The organism is Neobacillus terrae, assembly GCF_011393025.1.
Taxonomy (GTDB): Bacteria; Bacillota; Bacilli; order Bacillales; family Cytobacillaceae; genus Neobacillus_A; species Neobacillus_A terrae.
This window is the reverse complement of record NZ_JAAOEO010000004.1, coordinates 252,228-264,313: the sequence shown is the minus strand read 5'-3', so window position 1 is coordinate 264,313 and position 12,086 is coordinate 252,228. Positions and strand designations below refer to the sequence as shown.

Sequence of the window (12,086 nt, the reverse complement as noted above, 5' to 3'; positions counted from 1 at the left end):
AGGGAGACCTGCCAAAACGGTGAGGTCTCCCTTTTCTTATTTGCTTTCTACTAGAGAATCAGATTGAACAGCTCGCGATTCAATTAACTCGTCAATGCTTGCCCGGATGTTTCTTTTCCCGGCCAGATTTTCGAGAAGCTCTTTTACATCAAGTCCTGAAGATGCTTTTAATGATTCCTGCATGGTTGACATTAAATTGGTTGCATATGAGGTTATTTTATTTGCGCCCCCTGATGCTGAATCACTGCCGGTATCAACCACTGTTATTTTGTCAATATTGGATAGAGGACTTGCAATTTCTTTTGCATACTGTGGAAGCATTTTAAGAACCATATCTAAAACAGCAGCCTGGCCGAATTGTTCAAAGGCCTCGGCAATTTTACGTTTTGCTTCTGCCTCTGCAAGACCCTTCATTCTAATTACCTCTGCTTCTGTCTCACCCTGTGCACGCTGCGCATCGGCTTTTGCAACTCCGTCTACCCGGACACGTTCGGCATCAGCTTTAGCCATTGCTTCAACCCGGTACTTTTCTGCATCCGCTTCTGCCATTAGCTTAGCTTTACTTGCAGCTGCAGCCTGTTCTACAGAGTAGCGGTCGGCATCGGCTTTTTTCTTAACCTCAGAATCGTACTGTCTTTCGCGTCTCAATATTTCCTTTTCTTCCAATTCAATTTGTTTTTGGCGCTCGACGATTTTAACCTGCATTTCCTGCTCGGTTACCTCTTGTTTGGCACGTGCAGTTTCCAGATCATATGCCTGGTCGGCGCGCGCTTTTGCAATATCCTGTTCACGGCGGTATTCTGCTACTTTTAAAAGATTTACTTTTTCCGCCTCAGCAATTTCAGTTGCTCTTTCTAATTCCGAACGTTTCGCGTCCTTTGATGCTTCGGCACGCTTAATTCTGGTTTCTTTGTCAGCTTCTGCAGTTGCAATATCGGCATCCCTTTTAACCTGGGCAATTCGTGGTTTTCCAAGTGATTCCAGATAGCCGTTTTTGTCCCGGACATCCTTGATTGTAAAGGACACAATCATTAGTCCCATTTTAGCCAAGTCTTGAGATGCAACTCGCTGGACCTCCTGGGAAAACTTTTCGCGGTTTTTATAAATCTCTTCAACGGTCATAGATCCCAGAATAGAACGGAGGTGGCCCTCTAAAACCTCACGTGCCTCACTTTCTCGGTCTTCCTTTGTTTTTCCTAAAAATTGTTCAGCGGCTGTCGCGATTTCCCCAATTGATCCGCCGATTTTTATAATGGCGGTGCCATCTGCCATAACAGGAACACCCTGTTCTGTATATACCTCATGTGTATTGACATCCAGCTTGCTCGAGAGGAGGCTTAAAGGCTTAGCCTGTTGAAAAATAGGCAGGATAAAAGCACCGCCGCCGCGGATAATTTTAATTTTATTTCCGGACTCATCAACATGAACATTTTTACTGCCTAAGTAACTGCCAGTTACTATCAAAGCCTCATCAGGACCTGCGGTATGATATTTTTTGATAAATACACCAATAAAAGCAAGTAAAATAAATACAACAATAGCTACAACAATCCAAATAAACACTTATTCCCCTCCTAAAATGGATGCTCGTATTCTTTAACTGTTAAAAAACCTATTTCTGCATCTATTATTAAAACAGTTGCCCCCTCTTTAATTATAGAATCATCAAAGCTCCGGGCGGATTTTGATATCATTCCGGTAGTGCTTTCCAAAACTACTTCTCCAAAGCCATTGGCCGGAATGGTAATAATTACTTTCCCAACCCGCCCATTAAGGGACTCTGCTGTATAAACAAGAGACTCTTCTGCTTTTGAAAGTGGAAGAAGAACAAAAACATTTAATATGATATCAAGAATAAAAGAAATAATAGCCGAAATAACAAGTATGAGGTAGCTATTCAGACTCGTTACACTCTCAAATATGTAGCCAGATGCAGACATAAAGGTAATAAATGCGAGCACGATTACCGGATTTAAGAAATCCAGCCCTACGGCCGCGCCATGTGCAGCATCCCCAAAGAAGATAAAAAGCACAGTAAGAGCACCAATAATAAAAAGAGTGTATAGATAAATAGTTTCTATGGGAGTTCCAAATAACTCCATGATCCCCCCTCCTTTAGCAAATTTAAATTCTGGGATTCCCCATGACCCTTATACGCACCACATGTTAGAAAAGTTTCAAAAATTTTACATTAATTGTAACAAAAAAAGCATCTATCGTCGATGCTTTTTAAAAATTAGGATTCCCCTCTTTAAAGTCTTCAGATGCCTTTTTTCTTATTAACCAGATTCATTGCTTTTCCAGTGTTAGCAAAATGGAGTTTGACGAATCTTGGCAGCACATCTTTACCTTTGGCCATGATCAATTTAGCAGCCGCAACATCAACTTGAGCGCCGGCGCCTTTTGGAATGGTAAATCCTGCTGAACTGCTTAACTTCTCAAAATATTGGACAAACGCATACCTGGCCAATATGGACGCAGCGGCAACAGCAAGATGGATTCCTTCTGCTTTCGTGCTGAAATAAACATTTTCCTTTGCAATTACTTTCTGCCCCTTTAAGTGCCGATAATAGGATTCAGCCTCAACAAATTGATCAATAAGGATAGCCTCGGGCTTGGTAGGAGCTATTTTATCGAGAACATTTAATATCGCTTTGTTGTGAAGGATGGCCTTCATTTTACCCTGTGACATTCCCGATTGCTGAAGCTGGTTGTATTTTTCATTATGTAATGGTAATAAACTATGCGGTACAATGTCTTTTATCTGCCGCGCAATTTCTATAATTTTAGCATCGTTTAAGTCTTTGGAGTCTTTGACTCCTAACTCCTTTAATAATGAGATGTCTTCTTTCCTAACATAAGCGGCTACAACTGTTATCGGTCCAAAAAAATCACCGGTGCCTACCTCATCAGAACCAATAGCCGACATGGAACTGATTTGGGGAGGCAGTCCAGCGGAGCTTTTCCCAGCTTTTTTGGCTGGAGCTGTCTTGGCAGAAGCTTTTCCCCATTTTAGTGCTTCTGCTTCACTGCCGCCTCCCTGAAATAAAACTTTTCCTGATTTATAAGCAGTGATCACACAGGCAGGGGTTTTTGCTGAAAATAATCCTCCTTGGGGAACCTTTTCCAGAAGGTAGGGACGATAGAATTCTTTTAATTTATTTAATTCGTTTGCTTCTAATACAATAACTGAGTTAGCCAAAATAGGATGCTCCTTTTTCATTTTGTTTTATTTTTTGTTTGGAATATAGACGCTTCCACTTTTTCGAAAGGGAGGAGAACGGCCTGTGAAACTGTTTGGCTTTTCTGCTGATATTCCTTCATGATATGATATAGATTAGGATTCTTTGAATGGAGGCATTTACGTTGTCGAACCAACATAAAAACCGGACTGCAGTAGATATATACGGACAGCAATATATCATTATTGGTGAAGAAAGCTCAAGGCATATCAATATGGTTGCTTCGCTGGTTGATGATAAAATGCGTGAGATAGGTTCCAAGAATCCATCGCTTGAAGTAAATAAACTTGCAGTGTTGACAGCATTAAATGCCGTCAATGATTATATAAAAATTAAAGACCAATTGGAACGGCTTCAAGCTGAATTGGAAAGGGAAAAGGGCTGAAATACATGTTGGATTTAGCTATTATTATTATTTTAATTATTGGTTTTTTTGTAGGCCTTAAAAGAGGCTTAATCATGCAGCTATTTCATTTAGTAGGCTTTATAATTGCTTACATTGCTGCAAGAACTTATTATGATGACCTTGCACCAAAACTTACACTTTGGATTCCATATCCCAGCCTGGGAGAAAACAGCACTCTTAAGCTTCTGACAGACAGTGCAAATATGGAAGCTGCTTTTTATCGGGCCATTTCTTTTGTGATTATCTTTTTTGCTGTTAAAATTCTTCTCCGAATTATTGGAGCAATGCTTGACTTCATTGCCCATCTGCCTGTATTAAAACAGTTAAACACTCTGGGAGGAGGCATTCTTGGTTTTATAGAAATTTATTTTGTCCTTTTTATATTATTATATATTGCTGCCTTAATTCCAATAGAAGTTCTTCAGGGACCGCTTGACAGGTCTTTCCTGGCGGATGCAATTGTGAATCATACACCGGTTCTCTCCGACCAGCTGAAAAAGCTTTGGATTGCCTATGTCGCAGCTCCAACTTCTCTGTGACAGAGAAGTTTTTCTTCTTTTAGGAAATTATCGATTATTACCTTGTGGATAACTTGAACTTGGTTATTGTAATCCAGCTCCAGCACCCAGCCAGTTTTCCTCGAGAATATGCTTCTTTGAATATCTTGTGAGGATCATGACCGATAGGTGATGATTCGAGCAGCTCGGGGTCATAAGCCAAATCACTTCAGAAATAAGGATTTCCTACGTGATTCGTCTTATGCCTGTTGGAGGCCCACAGGAAGTGGGTCAGAAAGGCGTTGCCACAGGATGTGGCGTATTTAGCCTTTCATCATAAAAATAGGGCGCTTGCGCCTTTTGTTACTGTTTGAATGATTTTCATTAGGGAATCCAAATTAATTCCAGATTAAAATTTTTAGGGCGGTGTTAAAAATGGAAATAAACAAAAAAGATGTTATTCACCTTTTGGAAGCAATCGCTATCTACCTGGAACTGAAGGGTGAAAATCCTTTTAAAATATCAGCCTTTCGTAAAGCTGCAGGTGCTTTGGAGGCGGATAACCGCAGTTTAACAGAAATTAAAGATTTTACTGCTATTTCCGGGATCGGTAAAGGAACGGCAGCCGTTATAGAAGAGTATATGGTTGACGGCGAATCAAGTGTACTGAAGGAGCTTCAGGAGGAAGTGCCAAACGGGCTGATTCCTCTCCTTGACCTACCCGGTTTGGGCGGTAAGAAAATTGCCAAGCTTTATCAGGAGCTTGGGATTGAAGATATTGCCGACCTTGAAGAGGCCTGCCGTGCGGGAAAGGTACATTCCCTGCCAGGCTTCGGAAAGAAAACAGAAGAAAAAATTCTCCATGCTATTGAGAATTTTGGTACCAGGCCAGAAAGGCTTCCTATTGCCTACATGCTGCCAATTGCAGAGAATATAGAGAAAAGCCTTACAGAAATTCCTGAAATCATTCGTTTTTCACGAGCTGGAAGTTTAAGACGTATGAGAGAAACAATAAAGGACCTGGATTTTATTATTGCCACAGAAAGTCCGGTGGCTGTTAAGGACAAGCTCCTTGCTTTTTCCAAAATTAAAGAAGTAATTGGGGCCGGAGATACAAAGGTATCTTTAACCTTTGCCCTGGACAATGATGTTTCGGTTGATTTTAGACTGGTTGAGCCTAAAGAATTTGCTACAGCGCTTCACCATTTTACTGGTTCTAAGGAGCATAACGTAAGAATGAGGCAGCTGGCAAAGGAACGCGGCGAAAAAATCAGCGAATATGGGGTAGAAAATAACGAAACTGGTGAGATTCTCACTTTTTCATCAGAAGAAGAATTTTACCATCACTTTGGACTTCCTTTTATTCCGCCTGAAATTAGAGAGGATGGGACCGAAGTGGAAGAATTCCGTCCAGCTGAAAAACTAATTTCTATTGAGGATATAAAAGGCGACCTTCATATGCATTCAACGTGGAGCGATGGTGCTCATTCCATCGAAGAAATGGTAGAGGCCTGCAGGGAAAGAGGATATCAATATTTGGCTATTACAGACCATTCGCAATTTTTAAGGGTTGCAAATGGCCTAACCCCGGAAAGGCTGCTTCAGCAAAGGGAAGAAATTAAAAAGCTTAATGAAAAGTACGACGATATTACCATACTGTCAGGGATAGAAATGGATATCCTTCCTGATGGCTCGCTTGATTATGATGATGAACTGCTTGAGGGGCTGGATATAGTAATCGCCTCCATCCATTCTTCTTTTTCACAACCAAGAGAAAAAATAATGCAAAGACTAAAAAATGCATTAACCAATATTCATGTTGATATAATTGCCCACCCTACTGGAAGGCTAATTGGCAGGCGGGAAGGGTACGATGTTGATATGGACATGCTGATTCAATTGGCAAGGGAAACAAATACAGTTCTTGAATTAAACGCAAATCCACACAGGCTTGATCTTTCATATGAAAATTTAAGGCAGGCCCAGGATGCAGGCGTGAAAATTGTTATTAATACGGATGCACATAAAATGGATACACTGGAACATATGGAAATAGGGGCTGGGGCAGCAAGAAAAGGGTGGATCAAAACATCAAATGTAATTAATGCTCTTGATAAAAATGATCTTCTTGACTTCCTGCATAACCGTCACGCTCGAACTGACTAAGAATAATAGGAGGATCATCTCCATGCAGCGAAATGCTTTAAAGGTATTAGAATATGCAAAGATAAAAGAACAGCTTTTGGGTCATGCATCATCCTCATTGGGAAGAGATGAAATTAAGAATCTGCTGCCATCAGCGGATTTTGAGAATGTAGTTCGCCTTCAGGAAGAAACAGATGAGGCAGCAATGTTATTAAGATTAAAAGGAAATGTTCCCTTATCCGGGATATTTGATATACGTGCCCATATTAAAAGGGCTGATATTGGCGGTGTTTTAAGCCCGTCAGAGCTTGTCCAGATCTCCAGTACCATTCATGCCAGCAGGCAAATAAAGCGGTTTATTGAGGATTTAGCTGAAGAAGATATCAAGGTTCCAATTCTCTCTGAAAAAACGGAAAGAATCATCCCCTTGGCGAAACTGGAAGAAGCAATCAAAAATGCAATTGATGAGAGCGGAGAAGTTCTTGACAGTGCCAGTGAACTTTTGAGGTCACTTAGAAACCAAATCAGAGCAAACCAGGCACGTGTAAGAGAAAGGCTCGAGGGAATGATCAGATCCTCCAGCGCTCAAAAGATGCTATCGGATGCGATCATAACCATTCGTAATGACCGGTTCGTTATTCCGGTAAAGCAGGAATACAGAGGCCATTATGGCGGTATTATCCATGACCAAAGCTCTTCAGGGCAGACTTTATTTATAGAGCCACAGGCTATTGTTCAGCTTAATAATGCCCTTCAGGACATACGGGTAAAGGAACAGCTTGAAATCGAACGGATTTTAGCTGATCTTTCTGCCCAGACAGCTGAATTTGAAGGAGAGCTCCGGATTATTGTTGAAGTTATGGGAAGCCTTGATTTTATCTTCGCAAAAGCAAGGTATAGCAGGCAGATAAAGGGATCAAAACCTCTAATGAATAATGAAGGCCGTATTTCTTTATATAAAGCCCGTCATCCGCTTATTCCCATAAAAGAAGTTGTGGCTAATGATATCCTTCTTGGCAGGGACTTTACAATCATTGTAATTACAGGCCCAAATACAGGAGGTAAAACCGTTACTTTGAAAACCGTTGGATTGTGTACTCTTATGGCGCAATCTGGTCTGCAAATACCTGCGCTTGATGGGTCTGAATTGGCTGTATTTGATTCTGTATATGCAGACATTGGTGATGAACAATCGATTGAACAAAGCTTAAGTACATTCTCATCTCATATGGTTAATATCGTGGATATTTTAAAAAAGGCAGATTTCAATAGCCTGATTCTGTTTGATGAGCTTGGTGCAGGAACTGACCCGCAGGAAGGGGCTGCCCTGGCCATTTCCATTCTTGATGAGGTATATAAACGTGGAGCAAGAGTTATTGCCACTACTCACTATCCTGAGTTGAAAGCATATGGCTATGACCGGGAAGGCGTTATGAATGCAAGTGTGGAATTTGATGTAGAGACGCTTAGTCCAACCTATAAGCTTTTACTTGGTGTTCCAGGCCGAAGTAATGCGTTTGAGATTTCAAAAAGGCTTGGTCTTGATGAAGGTGTTATCAATGCGGCCCGCTCTCATGTGAGTGCAGATACCAATCAGATTGATAAAATGATTGCTTCCCTTGAGGAAAGCAGACGACAGGCTGAACGTGATCGTGAAGAAGCAAACGACTTTTTGAAGCAGGCAGAGAGACTTCATAACGATATGCAAAAGCAGATGGCTGACTATTATGTTCATAAGGATAATCTATTTGATAAGGCTGCTTCCCAGGCAGTAGATATTGTAGAGCAAGCCAAAGAAGAAGCGGAAAAAGTTATTCGCGATCTTCGAAAAATGAGGCTGGAGAAGCATGCGGATATAAAGGAACATGAATTAATTGATGCAAAAAAACGCCTGGCTGGAGCTGCTCCTGACATCAAGAGATCAGGCCGTAAGACGGCGCTAAAGGACCAAAAAAGGATCTTTAAGCCAGGTGATGAAGTTAAAGTTCTTACTTTTGATCAAAAGGGAACTCTTCTTGAAAAAACATCAGATAATGCATGGAATGTCCAAATTGGTATCTTGAAAATGAAAGTCACAGAAAAGGATTTAGAGTATTTATCAACTCCAAAACAAACTGAAAAGCGTGCTGTTACTACCATAAAGGGGAAAGACTTCCATGTGAGTCTAGAACTCGACCTCCGTGGTGAGCGATATGAAAATGCGCTGATGAGGGTAGAAAAATACTTGGATGACGCCCTATTGGCCGGATATCCCAGAGTATCGATTATACACGGTAAAGGAACAGGGGCATTAAGGCAAGGTGTTCAGGAATACCTGAAAAACCACCGTTCCGTCAAAAAAATCCGCTTTGGGGATGCTGGAGAGGGCGGGACTGGCGTAACCATTGTAGAGTTTAAATAAAGTCCGGGGAGAATGGGATATGGACCGATTTTGGGAGAATAAATATACTCTGACAGCAGCTAATTACAGCGTGGTCATTTTATGTTTAATTGTCTTTATGGCTGTTTTTGAACTGGTAACAAAATATAAAAATTGGGAAGAAATAAAAAATGGAAATATGGCGGTTGCTATGGCAACAGGCGGAAAGATATTTGGCATCATAAATATTTTCCGTCATTCTATTGCGCAGCATAATTCTCTAATGAATATGATTGGCTGGGGAATTTATGGATTTATCCTTTTGCTGGCAGGCTACTTTATTTATGAATTCCTTACACCCAAGTTCAATATCGACCATGAAATTAAAAATGACAACCGAGCTGTTGGATTTATATCAATGGTTATCTCAATAGGCCTTTCCTATGTCATTGGTGCAGGGATTAAATAAGGAGAGATTGGAATTGGAGAAGCTGGCAAAAATCCTTCTAGTACTGTGCGGCTTATTTTTGCTAATCGGGCTGGGTTATATGTTGTTTTTTGCACAATAGTAAAAAAATCAGGGCTGTCCTTTTGGGCGGCCTTTTTTTAGTTAATCGCCAATTAAAACTTCGTCAGCTTTAATTGGCATGGAGGACAAACTTAGCTTCCTTGAGACTGCGGAGGTTTGAACGTGAACAACTACGGCTATGTTCTTGCTAAAAGCGCGGTAATCGCTGAGTTTACTAAAAGCATTTTGTCGAATATCAAAAGGTGTTCTATTTGTTTTAAAAAAATGATTATATTATAATAGGCAGAAGTAATTAGAATTTTATAATAATTCGAAAAGGAGGGTTTGCATGTTTGAAACAAGACCTTGGATTAAAAACTATCCTAATGAAATCCCTTCCAGCCTGGAGTATTCATCACAGCCTGTTCAAGATTACTTGAAAAAGGCAGCTGATGAATTTCCCAACAAAATCGCCATTCATTTTATGGGAAAGGATTTATCCTATTCAAAGCTGTATGAGTCTGCAAACAAATTCGCTGGGTATCTTCAGGAAATTGGAATCACTAAAGGTGACAGGGTAGCTATTATGCTTCCTAATTCACCACAGTCTGTTATTAGTTACTTTGGTATTTTAATGGCAGGTGGAGTAGTGGTTCAGACAAACCCGCTATATATGGAGCGGGAGCTGGAATACCAAATGATTGATTCGGGATCAAAAGCCATTGTTTGCATGGATATCCTTTATCCACGAGTATCGAAGGTAATCTCCAAAACAAATTTAAAACACATCATTGTAACCGCTATCAAGGACTATTTGCCGTTTCCAAAAAATCTGGTTTACCCATTTATTCAGAAAAAACAGTATGGCATTGTGGTTAATGTCAAGCATGAAGGGAACTCTCATTTGTTGACAGAAATCCTAAAACAGCCGGCCAGAAATTTGAAAGAGCATGAATATGATTTTGAAGAAGATCTAGCTCTATTGCAATATACGGGCGGAACAACAGGATTTCCAAAAGGAGTCATGCTAACCCATAAAAATCTGATTGCCAATGCGTCTATGTGCCAGGCCTGGATGTACAAATGCAAACGCGGTGAAGAAACCGTTCTTGGACTGCTGCCATTCTTTCATGTTTATGGAATGACAACGGTTATGATTCTATCAGTAATGCAAGCCTATAAAATGGTCCTGCTCCCAAAATTTGATGCTGAGGCCACTCTTAAAACGATACAAAAACAAAAACCCACGCTTTTTCCAGGAGCTCCCACTATTTATATTGGCTTATTGAATCATCCAGATATTAAAAAATATGATCTTTCGTCCATCGATTCTTGCATAAGCGGGTCCGCTCCGCTTCCTGTTGAGGTACAGCAAAAGTTTGAAGAAGTAACTGGAGGGAAATTAGTAGAAGGTTACGGTTTAACTGAGTCCTCACCTGTTACCCATTCAAATTTTCTCTGGGACCGGCCAAGGGTAAAGGGAAGTATTGGAGTTCCGTGGCCTGACACTGATGCGGCTATTTTTTCTATGGAAACTGGAGAAAGGCTTTCTGCCGGTGAAATTGGAGAAATTGCTATTAAAGGGCCACAGGTAATGAAGGGCTATTGGAACAAGCCGGAGGATACGGCACAGACTTTAAGGGATGGCTGGCTGTTAACTGGGGATCTTGGATACATGGATGAAGATGGTTATTTTTATGTTGTAGACAGAAAGAAAGATATGATCATAGCTGGTGGATATAATATATATCCGAGGGAAATCGAAGAAGTATTATATGAGCATCCAGATGTACAGGAAGTTGTCGCTGCAGGTATTCCGGATCCCTATCGGGGTGAAACGGTTAAAGCCTATGTTGTTTTAAAAGAAGGGACAAAAATTACAGAAGAAGAACTAAATAAATTTGTCCGCCAGCATCTTGCTGCATACAAAGTGCCACGTATTTATGAGTTCAGACAGGAACTTCCCAAAACTGCAGTTGGAAAAATCCTGCGAAGAGCACTTGTGGAAGAAGAAAAGAAAAAAATAGAGGATCAAGGCCAAAAACATGCTTAATTTTTGAGCCGGAAAGTGGCTCTTTATTTTTGGAAAATTAGGCTTGTCCGCTTGAAGCTTTATAGTAAAAAATATAATATAAAAAAAGAACTGTATTTCTTGACAGAAAAGCGGTATCTAACTATTATTAAATTATGAATGACTATTCATTCAGTTTTGATTGATAGTTATACCGTTTTTTATATACTTAATGTTTTTCAAGCTCCATTTTGTATTTCCATGAAGGCTATTAGGTGCTTCTTCTGAGAAATACGGCTTTGAGGGAGGGATAAAATGAAAAAAAACAAACCGAAATATAAGCAGATTATCGATGCTGCAGTTATAGTAATAGCTGAAAATGGCTATCACCAGGCTCAGGTCTCTAAAATTGCTAAACAGGCAGGCGTCGCTGATGGAACCATTTATTTGTATTTTAAGAATAAAGAAGATATTTTAATCTCTCTCTTCGAAGAAAAAATGGGCAGCCTTATTGAAAATTTAAATGAAATGATGGCAGGAAAAGAAAGCGCAGCAGAGAAGTTATTAATGATGATTGAGACGCACTTTAACCTGCTGTCAGGTGACCGACATCTTGCCATAGTTACACAATTAGAGTTAAGGCAATCCAATAAGGAACTTCGTTTAAGGATAAATGATGTACTTAAAGGGTATTTAAAGCTGATTGATAAAATTCTAAATGAGGGCAAAGAAAGCGGAGAGTTTTCCCAGCAGCTCGATGTCAGACTAGCAAGGCAAATGATCTTCGGTACGATGGATGAAACAGTGACATCCTGGGTGATGAATGATCAAAAATATGATTTGCAGGCCCTTTATAAGCCAGTACATCAGCTGCTCATCAGCGGGTTGCGCGGATCATAAATATTGTTTCTTTAGCCA

At 40.3% G+C, this 12,086-nt stretch carries 10 protein-coding genes; 7 read left to right on the top strand and 3 right to left on the bottom strand.

Features of this window, described 5'->3' with window-relative positions; translation table 11 throughout:
* Window positions 1-36: 36 nt before the first annotated feature.
* From G8761_RS07930 to rnhC, 3 genes are all read right to left on the bottom strand, one after another.
* Window positions 37-1,563, bottom strand: coding sequence for an SPFH domain-containing protein (locus G8761_RS07930; RefSeq protein ID WP_166025345.1), 1,527 nt, complete (start codon window positions 1,561-1,563; stop codon window positions 37-39).
* A gap of 11 nt (window positions 1,564-1,574) precedes the next feature.
* On the bottom strand, window positions 1,575-2,102 hold the full coding sequence (locus G8761_RS07925; protein ID WP_166025343.1) for an NfeD family membrane protein: 528 nt from the start codon (window positions 2,100-2,102) through the stop codon (window positions 1,575-1,577).
* Between the two features lie 158 nt (window positions 2,103-2,260).
* Window positions 2,261-3,202 (bottom strand): ribonuclease HIII, encoded by a 942-nt coding sequence (gene rnhC, locus G8761_RS07920; RefSeq protein WP_166025341.1) that lies wholly within the window; start codon window positions 3,200-3,202, stop codon window positions 2,261-2,263.
* A 164-nt stretch (window positions 3,203-3,366) separates the two neighbouring features.
* Between rnhC and zapA the strand changes: the two genes are divergently transcribed.
* From zapA to G8761_RS07885, 7 genes are all read left to right on the top strand, one after another.
* Complete coding sequence (gene zapA, locus G8761_RS07915; protein ID WP_166025339.1) at window positions 3,367-3,627, top strand: cell division protein ZapA; 261 nt, start codon at window positions 3,367-3,369, stop codon at window positions 3,625-3,627.
* Window positions 3,628-3,632: 5 nt separating this feature from the next.
* The gene (locus tag G8761_RS07910) at window positions 3,633-4,187 is read left to right on the top strand and encodes a CvpA family protein (protein ID WP_166025337.1); all 555 of its coding nucleotides are present in this window, start codon (window positions 3,633-3,635) and stop codon (window positions 4,185-4,187) included.
* Window positions 4,188-4,580: 393 nt separating this feature from the next.
* On the top strand, window positions 4,581-6,311 hold the full coding sequence (gene polX / locus G8761_RS07905) for a DNA polymerase/3'-5' exonuclease PolX (protein WP_166025335.1): 1,731 nt from the start codon (window positions 4,581-4,583) through the stop codon (window positions 6,309-6,311).
* 22 nt (window positions 6,312-6,333) lie between these two features.
* Window positions 6,334-8,691, top strand: coding sequence for an endonuclease MutS2 (locus G8761_RS07900; protein WP_166025333.1), 2,358 nt, complete (start codon window positions 6,334-6,336; stop codon window positions 8,689-8,691).
* Window positions 8,692-8,710: 19 nt separating this feature from the next.
* A complete protein-coding gene (locus G8761_RS07895) occupies window positions 8,711-9,118 on the top strand; it encodes a DUF350 domain-containing protein (RefSeq protein ID WP_166025331.1) in 408 nt (135 codons plus the stop codon).
* A 388-nt stretch (window positions 9,119-9,506) separates the two neighbouring features.
* Complete coding sequence (locus G8761_RS07890; RefSeq protein WP_166025329.1) at window positions 9,507-11,210, top strand: long-chain-fatty-acid--CoA ligase; 1,704 nt, start codon at window positions 9,507-9,509, stop codon at window positions 11,208-11,210.
* Window positions 11,211-11,483: 273 nt separating this feature from the next.
* The gene (locus tag G8761_RS07885) at window positions 11,484-12,068 is read left to right on the top strand and encodes a TetR/AcrR family transcriptional regulator (RefSeq protein WP_166025327.1); all 585 of its coding nucleotides are present in this window, start codon (window positions 11,484-11,486) and stop codon (window positions 12,066-12,068) included.
* The last annotated feature ends 18 nt before the right edge of the window (window positions 12,069-12,086 follow it).